Below are 16,226 nucleotides of genomic sequence, written 5' to 3'. Positions count from 1 at the left end.
CCCATCCGTTTCGACGCGGCCGGCACCGGTTTCCGGCCACACCCTGTAGTTCGGCTGCGGGGCGCGAAAGGTTCAACGTCGGCGGTAAGGAAGGTGCCGTTCCCGGTGGCGGGCGGGTCGACCGATAGCATCGGCAGGAGCCGAGGATCGGCACCGTTCGTACCGCTTGGAGGAGTCACCGTGTCCGCACCCCGTACCCCCGCCGTGGCCGACCCCGTCGTCGTCGCCGCCGGGACGACGGCGGCCGACGCGGTGGCCGCGGCCGGACTGCCCGCGAACGGCCCCAAGGCGGTCGTCGTGGTCCGCGACCCGCAGGGTCAGCTTCGTGACCTGGACTGGTCGCCCGCCGAGGAGACCGTCGTCGAGCCGGTCAGCCTGGACTCGCCCGACGGGCTCAACGTGCTGCGCCACTCCACCGCGCACGTGCTCGCCCAGGCCGTGCAGGACATCTTCCCCGAGGCGAAGCTGGGCATCGGCCCGCCCATCGAGAACGGCTTCTACTACGACTTCGACGTCGACAAGCCGTTCCAGCCCGATGACCTCAGCAAGCTCGAGAAGCGCATGCAGGAGATCATCAAGTCCGGGCAGCGGTTCCGTCGCCGCCGCTTCGGCAGCCTCGACGAGGCGCGCGCCGAACTGGCCGACGAGCCGTTCAAGCTGGAGTTGATCGAGGTCAAGGGCGAGGGCCTGGACACCGACGAGGTGATGGAGGTCGGCGGCGGCGAGCTGACCATCTACGACAACCTCGACGCCAAGGAGGACAAGGTCTGCTGGTCGGACCTGTGCCGGGGCCCGCACCTGCCGACCACCCGACTGATCGGCGCGTTCAAGCTGATGCGTTCCGCCGCCGCGTACTGGCGCGGGTCGGAGAAGAACCCCCAACTACAGCGGGTGTACGGCACCGCGTGGCCGACCCGCGACGAGCTCAAGGCGTACCTCAAGTTGTTGGAGGAGGCCGCCCGGCGCGACCACCGCAAGCTCGGCGCGGACCTCGACCTGTTCAGCTTCCCCGACGAGATCGGCTCCGGCCTGGCGGTCTTCCACCCAAAGGGCGGCATCATCCGCCGCGAGATGGAGGGCTACTCCCGTCAGCGGCACGAGGAAGCGGGCTACGAGTTCGTCAACAGCCCGCACATCTCCAAGGCGCAGCTGTTCCACACGTCCGGTCACCTGCCGTACTACGCGGACACCATGTTCCCGCCCATGCAGCTGGAGGGCGCGGACTACTACCTCAAGGCGATGAACTGCCCGATGCACAACCTGATCTTCAGGTCGCGCGGGCGGTCGTACCGTGAGCTGCCGCTGCGGATGTTCGAGTTCGGCACCGTCTACCGGTACGAGAAGTCCGGCGTGGTGCACGGCCTGACCCGGGTCCGGGGCCTGACCCAGGACGACTCGCACATCTACTGCACCCGTGAGCAGATGGCCGGCGAGCTGTCCACGCTGCTCAGCTTCGTGCTCGACCTGCTGCGCGACTACGGCCTGGACGACTTCTACCTGGAGCTGTCGACCCGGGACGACTCACCCAAGTTCATCGGCGCGGACGAGGACTGGGAGGAGGCCACCGAGGCGCTGCGCACCGCCGCCGCGACCTCCGGCCTGGAGTTGGTGCCCGACCCGGGCGGCGCGGCGTTCTACGGGCCGAAGATCTCCGTGCAGGCCCGCGACGCCATCGGCCGGACCTGGCAGATGTCCACCATCCAGGTCGACTTCAACCAGCCGGAGCGGTTCGCGTTGGAGTACCAGGCCGCCGACGGCAGCCGCCAGCGTCCCGTCATGATCCACCGGGCGCTGTTCGGGTCGATCGAGCGGTTCTTCGGGGTGCTCACCGAGCACTACGCGGGCGCGTTCCCGGCCTGGCTGGCACCGGTGCAGGTGGTGGGCATCCCGATCCGCGAGGACCACACCGACTACCTGCACGGCTTCGTCGCCGCACTGCGCGCCGAGGGCATCCGCGCCCAGGTGGACGCGGGTGACGACCGGATGCAGAAGAAGATCAGGACGGCCCAGCAGCAGAAGATCCCGTTCATGGTGATCGCCGGCGACGACGACGTGGCCGCCGGGACGGTCTCCTTCCGCTACCGCGACGGTTCCCAGCGCAACGGGGTGCCGGTCGCCGAGGCGGTGACCCACGTGCTCGACGTGGTCAGCTCCCGTACCAACATCGGCCCCTCCGCAGCCGCCGAGTAGCGCAACCGCCCTGCGGGCCTGCCTGCGCGGCCCGCTTGCCGCGGCGCGGCTTGCGGGCCCGGCTGCCGCGGCTCGCGGGCCCGGCTGCCGCTCGATCGTGCTCGATCCAGGAAGTAGTGGCCTCCGAACCTGAGGAGGCCACTACTTCCATGTTCGAGCGCGATCTTCGCCGGGATCGGTGACAGGATCTTTGCCGGTCCGGGCGCCGGTGGCCGGCTTCCAGCGCCAGCAGGGGTGAGCGGCGCCGCCTGGGGTGGTGCGGGGGTCAGATGCCGCAGTTCGGCGCTGACCAGCCTCCGACCGCCGCGACGTGGGTGTGGTCGTTGTGGTCCGGGTAGCCGGGGCCGAGGATCTGCCCGAAGCCGTGGTTGCGAGCCTGTTGGGCCAGCCGGCAGAACGACGGGGAGCCGACCAGGTCCACCCCGTCGCCGTACAGGTGGCGGCTGTTCGACGCCCCGCCGACCGCGCTGTTGCAGGCGTAGCTGCGGAAGCTGCTGCTGATCGCGATGGACACATCTCCGAGGGCGTGCCGCATGGCCTGGAGTTTCCACATCGAGACGAGCGCGTTGAACCGGGCCGTGCTGGCCGAGACCGCACCGCCGGACCAGTCGCTGTTGCACTTGTTCAGCTCGGCGTAGCTGAAGTTGGCCGGGGTGCAGTCGTCGTCCTGGAGGGCGTAGAGCCGGTTGAACGTCTGCGGGCCGGCGATCCCGTCCGCCGGCAGCCCGTACGCCTGCTGGAAGCGGATCACCGCCGACCGGGTGGCGGGGCCGAACGCGCCGTCGATGCCGAGCACCGCGCCGTAGCCGGGGTATCCGGCGACCCGGATCTGGAGTTGCCGGACGTCCTCGCCGGACGCACCCTGGGCCAGGGTGCGTCCCCAGGTGTAGCAGCCGTCCGCCTGGGCGGCGCCGGCGGTGAGGGTGACGCCTGCCACTGTGGTGGCGGCGGTCAGCGCAAGTGCCGCGAGGAACCTGCCGAGCCGTCGGAACATCTCGCCTCCATATGGATGGTTGTGGATGCATGGAATCTTCAAGGCTCGGTATTGATCCGTCAAGAACTTGCATCGCAGAGTTTTTCGCGACGGTGGGTGTCGCGGCCCGGCCGGCCGGCTCCGTAGGATCGGCTCGTGACAGGGGCGGAACGGCACACGGACACCGACGGCATGGCGGACGGCCTGGAGCGGCTCTGGACGCCGCACCGGATGACCTACATCTCCGGCGAGGACCGCCCGGCCGAGGGCTACGAGAAGCCCACCGGCTGCCCCTTCTGCCGGGGGCCCCAACTGCCCCCGGAGGAGAGCCTGGTGGTGGCCCGTGGCGAGCACGTGTTCGTGGTGCTCAACCTCTACCCGTACAACCCGGGCCACCTGCTGGTCTGCCCCTACCGGCACGTCGCGGACTACACCGACCTGGACGCGCCGGAGACCACCGAGCTGGCGGCGTACACCCAGACCGCCATGCGGGTGGTCCGCAAGGTGAGCAACGCCCACGGCTTCAACCTGGGCATGAACCAGGGTGGGGTGGCCGGCGCCGGCATCGCCGCGCACCTGCACCAGCACGTGGTGCCACGCTGGGGCGGCGACGCGAACTTCATGCCGGTGATCGGCCGGACCAAGGTCCTGCCGCAGCTCCTGCACGACACCCGAGACCTGCTCGCCCGCGCCTGGCCGTCCTGACCCCGGCCGCCGTAACGCTCGCGGTGGGCTGCCCGCCGTGTCCGCGCCGCTCCGGCTGGTCGCCGCGCGGCAGCCAGGTCGGCTGACCGTCCCGAGGGCCCGCGCGTCCGCCCCGCGGATCTGCTACGCCCCGGCCCGCCGAAGGTGGCACGATCGGCCGATGGCAGTCACGACACGGACCCTGGGGCGCAGCGGCATCGAGGTCAGCGCCCTCGGCATGGGGTGCTGGGCGATCGGCGGGCCCTGGGCGCAGGGCACCCAGCCGCTGGGCTGGGGCGCGGTCGACGACGACGAGTCGGTGCGGGCGGTACGCCGGGCGCTCGAGGTGGGCATCACCCTCTTCGACACCGCCGACACGTACGGGGCCGGGCGCAGTGAGCGGGTGCTCGGTCGCGCGCTCGCCGGCCGCCGCGACGACGCCGTGATCGCCACCAAATGGGGATACACCTTCGACGAGTCCACTCGGCAGGCGACCGGCGAGGACGCTTCGCCCGGTTACCTGCGTACCGCCGTGATCGCCTCGCTGCGCCGGTTGGGCACCGACCGGATCGACCTATACCAACTGCACCTGGCCGACCTGTCGGTGCCGAGGGCCCAGGCGCTGATCGGGGCCTGCGAGGACCTGGTGGCCGAGGGCCTGATCCGCGCGTACGGGTGGAGCACCGACCGCCCCGACCGGGCCGCCGCGTTCGGGCACGCCGCCGCCGGGGCCACCGCCGTGCAACACACCCTGTCGGTGCTGCGCGACACCCCCGACCTACTCGCCGTCTGCGACAAGTACGACCTGGCCAGCGTGAACCGGAGTCCACTCGGGATGGGGCTGCTCACCGGCAAGTACTCGGCCGGGTCGACACTGCCCCGCGACGACGTACGCGGACTGGCTCCGGGCTGGCTGGAGTGGTTCCGGGGAGGCCGGCCGGCACCGGAGTGGCTCCGCCGGGTCGGCGCGGTCCGTACCGCCCTCACCGCCGACGGACGCACCCTCGCCCAGGGCGCCCTGGGTTGGATCTGGGCGCGCAGCGGTCGCACCATCCCGATCCCGGGCTGCCGTACGGTCGCCCAGGTCGAGGAGAACGCCGCAGCGCTGCACCGGGGCCCGCTGCCGGCGGACCAGTTCGTCGAGGTGGAGCGTCAACTCGCCGCCGTCCGCACCGCAGCCCTCCGCGACGCCGACCGCCCCCACTGGCCCCGCCCGCCCCACCCCACAGTCCACCCCTGACAGATCCCACAAAGCCCGGAGCCCGTCCCGAGCCTGCCGGTGCCTGCCTCGCGCTGCGTCTGCCTCGCGCTGCGTCTGCCTCGCGCTGCGTCTGCCTCGCGCTGCGTCTGCCTCGCGCTGCGTCTGCCTCGCGCTGCGTCTGCCTCGCGTCGCGTCTGCCCGTGCCTGCGTCGCGTCGGGTCGTGCCTGACTCGCGTCGCCCCGTCCCGCGTCACGCATGCGCCGCGTCCTGCCGTGCTGGGGTCCCGCCGCGCGCCCACCCTCGTCGATCAAGGACTTGTGGTGCCTCATAAATGGGGCATGCGCAGACTTTTCGCCCACCACAACTCCATGATCGACACGGGTCCGCAGTGACTCTCGCCGATCTTGCACTTTCTGTGGTGACTTAAGCCGTGATTACGACATATCGTCAACCGAAAGTGCAAGATCGACGGGCCAGGGCCAGGGCCAGGGCCGGAGCCGGGCCAGGACCGGCGGCCAGGGCCAGCACCCGGGCCAGGGCCAGCACCCGGGCCAGGGCCAGGGCCAGGGCCCGGACCCGGAACCGGGCCAGGGCCGGAACCGGGCCAGGCCCCGGACCCGAGGCCAGGAGCCGAGGCCAGGACCCGGGGCCAGGATCCGGGGCCGGGACCCAAGGCCAAGGCCAAGGCCAAGGCCAAGGCCAAGGGCCAGGGCCAGGCTAGGGCTGGGGCAGGAGCGGGTTAGGGATGTTGTTCTTTGCGGGTCTGGTCGGCCAGGTGGGTGGGCATGGGGTCGTGGCGGACGAAGTGGCGGCGGAAGGTGCCGGTGCCGGCTGTCATGGAGCGCAGCTCGACGGCGTACCGAAGGAGTTCGGTGGCTGGCACTTCGGCGCGGACGAGGGTGCGGCCGTCGGTGTCCGGGTCCGGTTCGGTGCCGAGCACCCGGCCGCGTCGGCCGGACAGGTCGCCCAGCACGGTGCCCACCGAGCCGTCCGGAACCCGGATGGTGACCTCGTCGATGGGCTCCAGGAGGGCTGGTTGGGCGCGTTCGGCGGCGTCCCGCAGTGCCAGCGCGCCGGCGGTCTGGAAGGCCGCGTCGGAGGAGTCGACGCTGTGCGACTTGCCGTCGACCAGGGTCACCCGCAGGTCTACCACGGGGTGACCGGTGACCAGCCCGCGCTCGAGTTGGGCGCGGATGCCCTTCTCTACGGACGGGATGTAGTTGTGCGGCACCGCGCCGCCGACCACCCGGTCGACGAACTCGAAGCCGCTGCCGCGGGGCAGTGGTTCGACCTCGATGTCGCAGACCGCGTACTGGCCGTGGCCGCCGGACTGCTTGACGTGGCGGCCGTGGCCCTTCGCGGGGACGGTGAGTGTTTCGCGCAGCGACACCTTCACCGGTTCGGTGTCCAGTTCGACGCCGCCGGCGCGCAGTCGGTCGAGCACCACGTCGGCGTGTGCCTCGCCCATGCACCAGAGCACCAGTTGGTGGGTCTCCGGGTTGCGCTCCAACCGGAGCGTGGGGTCGCCGGCGACCAGCCGGGCGAGGTTGCGGGCCAGGGCGTCCTCGTCGGCGCGGCTCCGGGCCACTATCGCCACCGGCAGCAGCGGCTCGGGCATCTCCCAGGGGGCGATCAGCAGTGGATCGTCCCGGCTGGAGATGGTGTCGCCGGTCTCGGCGCTGCCCGACTTGGTGATGGCGCAGAGGTCGCCGGCCACGCAGAGCGACACCTCCCGCAGGGTGGCGCCGAGCGGGGTGTAGATGTGCCCGACCCGCTCGTCGGCGTCGTGGTCGGGGTGCCCGCGTTCGGCCATGCCGTGTCCGGAGACGTGCACGGTCTGGTCGGGGCGCAGCGTGCCGGAGAAGACCCGGACCAGGGACACCCGACCGACGTGCCGGTCGACGGTGGTCTTGACGACCTCGGCGACGAGCGGCCCGTCCGGGTCGCAGCTCAGCGGTGGGCGGGGCGAGCCGTCCACGCCGGTGACCGCCGGCAGTTCGTGCTCCAGTGGCGACGGGAACGCGGCGGTCAGCACCTCCAGCAGCACGTCCAGCCCGACGCCGGTCTGGGCGCAGACCGGCACCACCGGGTAGAAGTGGCCCCGGGCGACGGCCTTTTCCAGGTCGTCGATGAGCACCTCGTCGCTGATCTCCTCGCCGTCGAGGTAGCGGTCCATGAGGGTCTCGTCTTCGCTCTCGGCGATGATCCCCTCGATCAGCTCGTCGCGGGACTCGTCGATGGCCCGCTGGTGCTCCGGGTCCGGGGCGCGCACGTCGGCGGGGAGCCCGGCGCTGTAGTCGAACACCCGGCGGGTGATCAGACCGAGCAGACCTTCGGTGGAGACCCCGTCGTCGCCGAGCATCGGCAGGTAGAGCGGCATCACGTTGTCGCCGAAGAGGCGCTGGCAGAGCGCGACGGTCTCGTCGACGTCGGCGCGGGGCTGGTCCAGTCGGGCCACCGCTACCGCGCGGGGCATGTCGACGGCGGCGCACTCCTCCCAGAGCGCGACGGTGGCCGCGTCCATGCCGCCGGCCGCGGAGACCACGAAGAGGGCGGCGTCGGCGGCTCGCAGCCCGGCGCGCAGCTCGCCGACGAAGTCGGCGTACCCGGGGGTGTCCAGCAGGTTGACCTTGATGCCGTTGTGCAGCAGAGGCGCGCAGGACAGGCTGACCGAGCGCTGCTGGCGTACCGCTGCGGGGTCGTGGTCGCCGACGGTGGTGCCGTCGGCCACGGTGCCGGCGCGGCCGATCGTGCCGGTCGCCGCGAGCAGGGCCTCGACCAGGGTGGTCTTGCCCGCCCCGGAGTGCCCGACGAGCACCACGTTGCGAACCCGCTCGGGCTCGGTCACCACCGGCGTGCCGCCGGTGGAACCCTTCTCGTGACTCTTCTGCGCCATGGGGCGCACCTCCCTCAGCCGGTGGTGGTGGCGACCGCCGCGCGACGGGAAGCGGCCCGGGGCGAGTGCGCGGCAGTATCCTCCGGTGGTCTGTTGCACAGCGGGAACGGGACGGGCGGACGGGTGAGCTGGCTCACCTCCCGGCTCGATCTCACACCCGTTGTCGGGTAGGCACAAGCCTCCCCCGCGCGGGTCGGCGGGGCGGTCCGTATCGCCGGAGCTGGGCGGACCGTTATCGTGGGGACCGCCATGGCGAAGATCTTCCAAGTGTCGGCCCGCGCGGGGATGACCCGCGTCGTCGAGCCGATTGCCCGTGCCCTGCTGCGCGCGGGCGTCACCCCCAATGCCGTCACCGTCGCGGGCACCGTTGGTGTGCTCGTCGGCGCGCTCGGCTTCGGTGCTCGCGGCCATCTGGTCGCGGGCGCGTTGATCGTCACCCTGTTCGCGCTCACCGACCTGCTCGACGGGACGATGGCCCGGATGAGCGGCGGCTCCACCAGGTTCGGCGCGTTCCTCGACTCGAGCATGGACCGGGTCGCCGACAGCGCCGTCTTCGGCGCTGTCGCGTACTGGCTCGCCACGCAGAGCAACTATTCCGGGGTGGCCGCCGCGCTGGTCTGCCTGGCCGCCGGCAGCCTGGTCTCCTACGTGAAGGCCCGCGCCGAGGGGCTCGGCATGACCTGCAACGTGGGCATCGCCGAACGCACCGAGCGGCTGCTGATCGTCGGGGTCGGCGGGATCCTCACCGGCGTCGGTGTGGACCGGGCGCTGGAGATCGCGCTCTGGCTGCTCGCCGCCGTCTCGATCTTCACGGTGGGGCAGCGGATGACGCACGTCTACCGCCAGGCCCGACAGCTCCAGCCGGACGGCCAGGCGTGAGCGGCGTGCCGGCGACCGGCGGCGGAGTCGCGTGAACCTCACCGAGCTGGGCTACGTCGCCGGGTGGCGGGTGGTCCGCGCGCTACCCCGGCCGCTGGTGGCGGCGGCGTTTCGGGCGGGCGCGGACCGCGCCCACCGAAAAGGCGGCGGGGGTACGGCCCGACTGCGCGCGAACCTGCGCCGGGTGGTGGGCCCGGAGCTGCCCGACGCCGAGCTGGACGACCTCGTCAAGCGGGGGTTGCGCTCGTACGCCAGGTACTGGATGGAGGCGTTCCGGCTGCCCGGCCTGAGCCGGTCGCAGATCCTGTCCACCTTCCGGCTGGAGGGCGCGGACCTGCTCGCCGCCGATGTGGCCGCCGGCCGGGGCGCGGTGGTGGCGCTGCCGCACGCCGGCAACTGGGATGCTGCCGGCGCCTGGGTGGCGGCCACCGGCTGGCCGATCACCACGGTGATGGAGCGGCTCAAGCCGGAGGGCGTGTACAAGCGTTTCCTGGCGTTCCGGGAGGTCCTCGGGATGGAGATCCTGCCGACCCACGGGGGCCCGCGTCCGGCGTTCGACGTGCTTCTCGATCGCCTCCGTGCCGGTGCGGTGGTGCCGTTGCTGGCCGACCGGGATCTCTCCGCCCGGGGGGTGGAGGTGGACTTCTTCGGTGCGAAGACCCGGATGCCCGCCGGGCCGGCACTGCTCGCGCTGCACACGGGTGCGCCGCTCTACGTGGCCTCGATGTGGTACGAATCGGACGCCGCCTGCGCGTCGCTGGCCGGTCCGTTGCCGGTGCCGGGGCCCGAGGTGGGGCCGTTGGACCAGCGGGTCCGGTCGCTGACCCAGCTGATCGCCGACCGTCTGGCGGCGGGTATCGCCGGGCATCCGGAAGACTGGCACATGTTGCAGCGGATGTGGCTGGACCAGGCGAGGTCGGGGGAGGGCGCGGCGCTGCCCTCGTCGACCTCCGGCCAGGCCTGAGGAGGTGGGCTGACGCATGCGGATCGGCATCGTGTGCCCGTACTCCTTCGACGTGCCCGGCGGGGTGCAGAACCATGTCATGGACCTCGCCGAGGCGCTTATCGCGTCGGGCCACGAGGTGAGCGTGCTCGCGCCGGCCGACGAGGATTCGCCGCTGCCGGAGTACGTGGTCTCCGCTGGCCGGGCCGTTCCGCTGCCGTACAACGGTTCGGTGGCCCGGATCGCGTTCGGCCCGGTGTCGACCGCTCGGGTCCGCCGCTGGATCACCAACGGCGACTTCGACGTGCTGCACGTGCACGAGCCGTTGACGTTGAGCCTGTCGCTGCTGGCCGTGCTCTCCGCCCGGGGCCCGGTGGTGGCCACGTTCCACACCGCGATGACCCGTTCGCGGGTGCTCGCCGCCGCGCAGGGGGTGCTCCAGATCGTCCTGGAGCGGATCACGGCCCGGATCGCGGTGAGCGCGCTGGCCCGCAAGGTGCAGGTCGAGCACATGGACGGCGGTGCGGTGGAGATCCCCAACGGGGTGGCGGTGGCCAAGTTCGCCGACGCCGAGCCGTTGCCGGGCTGGCCGGGGGAGTGCGCGGACGGCACCGGCGGCACCCTCGGCTTCCTGGGCCGGTTCACCGAGGCCCGCAAGGGCTTCCCGGTGCTGCGCGACGCGTTCGTGGCGTTGGCGCCCGACCGGCCCGGTCTGCGGTTGCTCGTCGCCGGCCCGGGTGACCCGGACGACCTGTACGACCAGTTTCCCGCCGAACTGCACGAGCGGATCACGTTCCTCGGCCTGGTCAGCGAAGCGGACAAGGCGCGCATGTTGCGCAGCGTGCACCTCTACGTCGCACCGAACACCGGCGGTGAGTCGTTCGGCATGATCCTCACCGAGGCCCTGGCCGCGGGTACGACAGTGGTCGCCAGCGACCTGGACGCGTTCCGGCGGGTGCTCGACGGTGGGCGGGCCGGTCGGCTCTTCCCCACGGGTGACCCGCTGGGGCTGCGTGCCGTGTTGGGCGAGCTGCTCGACGACCCGGCCGCGCGGGCCACGTTGAGTGCCTGCGGCGATCAGGTGGTCGCGAATTTCGACTGGCCGGTGGTTGCTCGCCGCGTTCTGGAGGTATACGCAGCGGCGATCGAGGCAACCGACGGGCGGGTCATCGACCAGGAGTGGGTGGGGCTGGGCTGAGCCGGGTGTGACGGATGGTGCGGAGGTGACCGGCGGGACCCGGTCCGGCCGCGCCCAATCGGACGAAACGGAGCAGCACTACGATGCCGCACATGTGGTGGGTGGTGGCCGCGAGCGTGGTCGTGGGGCTGGTCGCGGCGTACCTCATCTGGACCGCCGGCCGGGTCGAGCGGCTGCAGAGCCGCGCGGAGCTGGCGGCCCGGGCCCTCGACGCCCACCTGCTGCGCCGCGCGGCGGCGGCCGCGGTCCTGGCCGAGCGGCGGTTCGGCGTCGAGCTGTACGCGGCGGCCCGGATCGCCCTGGACGCCAGCCCGGACGAGCGGGAGGCGGCGGAGAACGACCTCACCCGGCAGTTGCGCGGCGTCCAGTTGGACCCGGGTGACCCGGACTGCGCGGCGGTCATCGCCGCGAGTCGTCGGCTCGCGCTGTCCCGGCAGGTGCACACCGACCTGGTCCGCGACGCCCGCTCGGCGCGTAGCCGACCGCTGGTGCGCCTGTTACGGATGGGGCGGGGCCGGAAGTGGCCGCGCTACTTCGACATCGACGACCCGACCCTCGTCGTCCCGGCGGACGTCCCCGCCGCCTGACCCCCGCCGGTCGCCGCCCGCTCCCGGACGGACGGGCCCGGGTGACCGCTGCCACAGGGCAGGCCACCGGGGGTCTGATTGGCTGTCGGTACGGCGTTGCACCGCGCGTAGCATTTTCGCTGGCCACCCCCAGAGCACGTCGAAGGAGCGATGACCCGTGCCCGAAAACACCGTCTCGAACACCGGTAGCGCCCCCGTCGTTGGCACCGCCCGCGTGAAGCGCGGCATGGCCGAGATGCTCAAGGGCGGCGTGATCATGGATGTCGTCAACGCAGAGCAGGCCAAGATCGCCGAGGACGCCGGCGCCGTCGCGGTGATGGCCCTGGAGCGGGTGCCGGCCGACATCCGCGCGCAGGGCGGGGTGTCCCGGATGAGCGACCCCGACATGATCGACGGGATCATCGAGGCGGTCTCCATCCCGGTGATGGCCAAGGCCCGCATCGGTCACTTCGTGGAGGCGCGCATCCTCCAGTCGCTCGGCGTGGACTACGTCGACGAGTCCGAGGTGCTGACCCCGGCCGACTACGCGAACCACATCGACAAGTGGGCGTTCACCGTGCCCTTCGTCTGCGGTGCGACGAACCTGGGCGAGGCGCTGCGCCGGATCACCGAGGGCGCGGCCATGATCCGCTCCAAGGGCGAGGCGGGCACCGGCGACGTCTCCAACGCCACCACCCACATGCGGAAGATCCGTCAGGAGATCCGCCGGCTCTCCGCGCTGCCGGCCGACGAGCTGTACGTCGCGGCCAAGGAGCTGCAGGCCCCGTACGAGCTGGTCAAGGAGGTCGCCGAGAGCGGCAAGCTGCCGGTGGTGCTGTTCACCGCAGGCGGTATCGCCACTCCGGCCGACGCGGCGATGATGATGCAGCTCGGCGCGGAGGGCGTCTTCGTCGGGTCCGGCATCTTCAAGGCGGGCAACCCGGCCCAGCGGGCCGCCGCGATCGTCAAGGCGACCACCTTCCACGACGACCCGGACGTGCTGGCCAAGGTCTCCCGGGGCCTGGGTGAGGCGATGGTCGGCATCAACGTCGACGAGATCCCGCAGCCGCACCGCCTGGCCGAGCGCGGTTGGTGACGGTGACGGCACCCGTGATCGGTGTGCTCGCGCTCCAGGGGGACGTCCGCGAGCACGTGGCGGCGCTGGCCGCGGTGGGCGCGGACGCCCGCCCGGTCCGCCGTCCGGAGGAGCTGGACGCGGTCGACGGCCTGGTCATCCCCGGCGGCGAGTCCACCACCATCAGCAAGCTCACCGACATCTTCGAGATGCGCGGTCCGATCGACAAGCGGATCGCCGACGGCATGCCGGTCTACGGCTCCTGCGCCGGCATGATCATGCTGGCGACCGAGGTGCTCGACGGCAGACCCGACCAGCGGGGTTTCGCCGGCATCGACATGACCGTCCGGCGCAACGCCTTCGGCCGGCAGGTCGACTCGTTCGAGGCGCCGGTGACCGTCGCCGGAGTGCCGGGCGAACCGTTCCACGCGGTCTTCATCCGCGCGCCCTGGGTCGAGCGGGTCGGTGCCGGCGTCGAGGTCATCGGCACGGTGACCGGTGGCCCGGCCGCCGACCGGATCGTGGCGGTCCGGCAGGGCAACCTGCTGGCCACCTCGTTCCACCCGGAGCTGACCGGTGACCTGCGCGTGCACGCGTACTTCGTGGACCTGGTGCGGGCCGCCTGAGCGGTCGGGCGGCGCCGCCGTCCGACCGCCGGGCAGGTGTTCCGGCCCCGGGTGGTCGTCCCGCGGGGTCACCGGCGGCACCCCGGCGGGTGCCGGATGTGACACGCCCGGGTGTGACCTCGGTAAGATTGCCGCGGTTCGGCAGGGCCGTCGCCCAGCGCGGCAATTCCCGCGGAGCCGACCGGCCGCCGGACCGCCCGATGCGGCGCGTCATCGGTGCGGCAGTCGATGCAGGCGTGGAATGACAGACGGAGGTAGAAGATGTCCGGCCACTCAAAGTGGGCGACGACCAAGCACAAGAAGGCCGTCATCGACGCCAAGCGCGGCAAGATGTTCGCCAAGCTGATCAAGAACGTCGAGGTGGCCGCCCGGACCGGCGGCGGTGACCCCTCCGGTAACCCGACCCTCTTCGACGCGATCCAGAAGGCGAAGAAGAGCTCGGTGCCGAACGACAACATCGACCGCGCCGTCAAGCGCGGCTCCGGCCTGGAAGCCGGCGGCGCCGACTGGCAGACGATCATGTATGAGGGGTACGGCCCGAGCGGCGTGGCCATGCTCATCGAGTGCCTCACCGACAACCGCAACCGCGCGGCGACCGAGGTGCGCACCGCGCTGACCCGCAACGGTGGCTCGCTCGCCGACGCCGGCTCGGTGTCGTACATGTTCTCCCGCAAGGGCGTCGTGATCGTCCCCAAGGAGGGCACCAGCGAGGACGACGTGATGATGGCCGTCCTGGATGCCGGCGCCGAAGAGGTCAACGACATCGGCGAGGCGTACGAGGTGGTCTCCGAGCCGACCGACCTGATCCCGGTGCGGACGGCACTGCAGGACGCCGGCATCGAGTACGAGTCGGCCGAGTCCTCCCTGATCCCCAGCGTCAACGTGCCGCTCGACGAAGAGGGCGCGCGTAAGATATTCAAGCTGATCGACGTCCTGGAAGACTGCGACGACGTGCAGAACGTCTACGCCAACTTCGACGTCTCCGACGACGTGATGGCGGCCGTCGACGCCTGAGGGCGGTGGCCACCTCTGACGCGAGGTCATCGCCGGAGCGGTCGCGACGGAGGACCAGCGGACGGTGGCGGCGGCCCCCGCATTCGCCGAAGGCGGAGATCTTGGACAGTTTCCGTCCTGTGCGGACGGAAACTGTCCAAGATCTCCCGAGGTACGGCTGCGAGGCCGGCACCACCGGCCGAACTCGCCCATCACAAGGTACGCGAGGACGCAGGCGCGCGACGGCCAGAACGCGCCCGACAGTTCGGGGCAGGGGACGGTGACCGACCCCGGATAGCGGCAACGGAGGGGCCTTCACCAGGCCCCTCCGTCGTGGTGATTCAGTCATGAGGTCGGCTGTCCCGACTCGGGGCACGTGCCCCTGCTGCCCATCGCCTGGTGCGGCGGACAGCTCTCGCCGACTGCGACGCCCCAACAGCAACCAGTGGCCAGCGTGCGGGTAGGGCAGCGGAAAGGTCATCGCTCACGGCGCGTTCCGCCTCGTCGGGATCGGTTCGTCCGGCATCTGAGACCACTTCCATCGACGCACGCAAGCTACGGTGACGAACGTGCCTACCCCGCACCAGCAGCCTCGTCGATATCGTCAGGTGGCCGACGAGCTACGCCGCCGCATCGAGGCCGGTGCGGTCCCGGCTGGCTCCCTGCTCCCCAGTGAGTCAGCGTTGATGGCCGAGTTCTCAGTCGCACGGGGGACCGTTCGTGACGCCCTGGCGCTGCTGCGCTCTGAAGGCTTGGTCATGACGGAGGTGGGACGTGGCACGTACGCACGCCCGATCGTGCCTGTACGTCGGTTGGCCTCGGAGCGATATCGCAAGGAACTTGAGCAGGTCCGCTCTGGCGAGCTGGGGACGTCCTTCACAGCGGATCAGCAGGTCGGGTGGTCTGCGTACAGCCTCGATAGGGACTTCCGGGAGGTGCCCGCGTCGGAGGCGGTAGCCGAACTGTTCGGTGTTGAGCCAGGGACGATGATCCTTGAACGCCACTTTCTGTTCCGGACCCATGGCGTGCCACAGCAGATGTCCGTCTCACGTCTGCTGTTGGAGATGGTCTCAGGTACACCGGTGGCCGATCCTGAAAACGAACCTTGGCCTGGTGGCAACACGTCGCAGCTCTACAGCCTCGGACACACAATCACCAGCATCCGTGAGCGTCCAAGGTGGAGAATTCCGACAGCCGCCGAGATTGAGGCGTTACGCATCCCGGGTGGAGTGCCAGTAGTCGCCATCACCAGGCAGACCTACGTCGGCGACTGGGTGGCTGAGGTGGCGCACATCGTCATGCGGGCGGACCGGGTCGAGCTGGACTACCTGCTGGACCTCACCTGAGCCGACCCGGCAGCAGCGAGAGAGGAGGTTCGACGTCGTGGTGGAGCGGTTCGCGGCCGGCGACACGGTGGTACGGCGTGAGGTGCTGCGGGGCGAGGTCTGGTTCGGCTGCCCGACGATCTGCGTCGAGGACTCGCCCGACCTGCTCGCCCTCTACCTCCCGCCGGGGGCCGAGTTCGGTTTCCCCGAGGACGGCGACTTCCCGTGCGGGCGGCACCCGTGGGAGGCCGCCGGGCACCGCGCGTGGTCGGGTCACGGCAAGCTGATGCTGCAACGCCCGGGTGAGGCGCACTCGGTCGACGTGTTCTGGACGGGGCCGGGGCGCGACTTCGCCGGCTGGTACTTCAACCTCCAGGACCCGGTGCGGCGTACACCGATCGGGGTGGACACCCTGGACCACGAGCTGGACCTGTGGTGGGCGTCCGACGCCGACCGGTACGTCTGGAAGGACGTCGAGATGTTCGCGCGGCGCCTCGTCGAGGGGCGTTACCCGGGCATGGGCGACGCCATCCAGGCCGAGGGTGACCGGATCGCCGCCCTGCTCGACCGCGGTGAGCGCTGGTGGGACCCAGCGTGGGCCAGTTGGCAGCCCGACCCCGCCTGGACGGTGGGCTCGTTGCCCGCCGGCTGGGAGCGGGTGCCACCCGCCCGCTGA

Annotated in this window: 14 protein-coding genes; 12 read left to right on the top strand and 2 right to left on the bottom strand. The window is 71.3% G+C overall.

What is annotated here, in order from left to right; all coding sequences use genetic code 11:
• Positions 1-180: 180 nt before the first annotated feature.
• Complete coding sequence (thrS, locus tag AB0C15_RS06795) at positions 181-2,190, top strand: threonine--tRNA ligase (protein WP_357349449.1); 2,010 nt, start codon at positions 181-183, stop codon at positions 2,188-2,190.
• Positions 2,191-2,455: 265 nt separating this feature from the next.
• On the opposite strand, the gene AB0C15_RS06790 is transcribed toward thrS, so the two are convergent.
• On the bottom strand, positions 2,456-3,184 hold the full coding sequence (locus AB0C15_RS06790) for a D-Ala-D-Ala carboxypeptidase family metallohydrolase (RefSeq protein ID WP_357349447.1): 729 nt from the start codon (positions 3,182-3,184) through the stop codon (positions 2,456-2,458).
• Between the two features lie 171 nt (positions 3,185-3,355).
• On the opposite strand from AB0C15_RS06790, the gene AB0C15_RS06785 reads away from it, so the two are divergent.
• The gene (locus tag AB0C15_RS06785) at positions 3,356-3,868 is read left to right on the top strand and encodes an HIT domain-containing protein (RefSeq protein WP_357349876.1); all 513 of its coding nucleotides are present in this window, start codon (positions 3,356-3,358) and stop codon (positions 3,866-3,868) included.
• A 160-nt stretch (positions 3,869-4,028) separates the two neighbouring features.
• Positions 4,029-5,087, top strand: coding sequence for an aldo/keto reductase (locus tag AB0C15_RS06780; protein ID WP_357349445.1), 1,059 nt, complete (start codon positions 4,029-4,031; stop codon positions 5,085-5,087).
• A 701-nt stretch (positions 5,088-5,788) separates the two neighbouring features.
• Here the strand turns inward: AB0C15_RS06780 and AB0C15_RS06775 are convergent.
• Positions 5,789-7,945 carry an elongation factor G-like protein EF-G2 gene (locus AB0C15_RS06775; RefSeq protein ID WP_357349443.1) on the bottom strand — a complete coding sequence of 719 codons (2,157 nt, stop codon included), beginning with the start codon at positions 7,943-7,945 and terminating at the stop codon, positions 5,789-5,791.
• Between the two features lie 249 nt (positions 7,946-8,194).
• Between AB0C15_RS06775 and pgsA the strand changes: the two genes are divergently transcribed.
• The 9 genes from pgsA to AB0C15_RS06730 all read left to right on the top strand — a co-directional run bounded on the left by pgsA (position 8,195) and on the right by AB0C15_RS06730 (position 16,226).
• On the top strand, positions 8,195-8,824 hold the full coding sequence (gene pgsA, locus AB0C15_RS06770; protein ID WP_357349441.1) for a phosphatidylinositol phosphate synthase: 630 nt from the start codon (positions 8,195-8,197) through the stop codon (positions 8,822-8,824).
• Positions 8,825-8,855: 31 nt separating this feature from the next.
• On the top strand, positions 8,856-9,788 hold the full coding sequence (locus AB0C15_RS06765; protein WP_357349438.1) for a phosphatidylinositol mannoside acyltransferase: 933 nt from the start codon (positions 8,856-8,858) through the stop codon (positions 9,786-9,788).
• A 16-nt stretch (positions 9,789-9,804) separates the two neighbouring features.
• Complete coding sequence (locus AB0C15_RS06760; protein WP_357349436.1) at positions 9,805-10,965, top strand: glycosyltransferase family 4 protein; 1,161 nt, start codon at positions 9,805-9,807, stop codon at positions 10,963-10,965.
• A gap of 92 nt (positions 10,966-11,057) precedes the next feature.
• Positions 11,058-11,552 (top strand): hypothetical protein, encoded by a 495-nt coding sequence (locus AB0C15_RS06755; protein WP_357349874.1) that lies wholly within the window; start codon positions 11,058-11,060, stop codon positions 11,550-11,552.
• 157 nt (positions 11,553-11,709) lie between these two features.
• Complete coding sequence (pdxS, locus tag AB0C15_RS06750) at positions 11,710-12,627, top strand: pyridoxal 5'-phosphate synthase lyase subunit PdxS (RefSeq protein WP_357349434.1); 918 nt, start codon at positions 11,710-11,712, stop codon at positions 12,625-12,627.
• A gap of 2 nt (positions 12,628-12,629) precedes the next feature.
• Complete coding sequence (gene pdxT / locus AB0C15_RS06745; RefSeq protein WP_357349432.1) at positions 12,630-13,232, top strand: pyridoxal 5'-phosphate synthase glutaminase subunit PdxT; 603 nt, start codon at positions 12,630-12,632, stop codon at positions 13,230-13,232.
• A 261-nt stretch (positions 13,233-13,493) separates the two neighbouring features.
• Positions 13,494-14,246: a YebC/PmpR family DNA-binding transcriptional regulator gene (locus AB0C15_RS06740; protein ID WP_357349430.1), complete on the top strand. Its 753-nt coding sequence runs from the start codon at positions 13,494-13,496 to the stop codon at positions 14,244-14,246.
• 587 nt (positions 14,247-14,833) lie between these two features.
• Positions 14,834-15,571, top strand: a complete 738-nt coding sequence (locus AB0C15_RS06735) for a GntR family transcriptional regulator (protein ID WP_357349429.1) — start codon at positions 14,834-14,836, stop codon at positions 15,569-15,571.
• Positions 15,572-15,608: 37 nt separating this feature from the next.
• Positions 15,609-16,226 carry a DUF402 domain-containing protein gene (locus tag AB0C15_RS06730; RefSeq protein WP_357349427.1) on the top strand — a complete coding sequence of 206 codons (618 nt, stop codon included), beginning with the start codon at positions 15,609-15,611 and terminating at the stop codon, positions 16,224-16,226.

Source organism: Micromonospora sp. NPDC048835 (genome assembly GCF_040649995.1).
Lineage (GTDB): Bacteria > Actinomycetota > Actinomycetes > Mycobacteriales > Micromonosporaceae > Micromonospora.
This window is presented reverse-complemented; position numbering and strand designations above follow the sequence as displayed.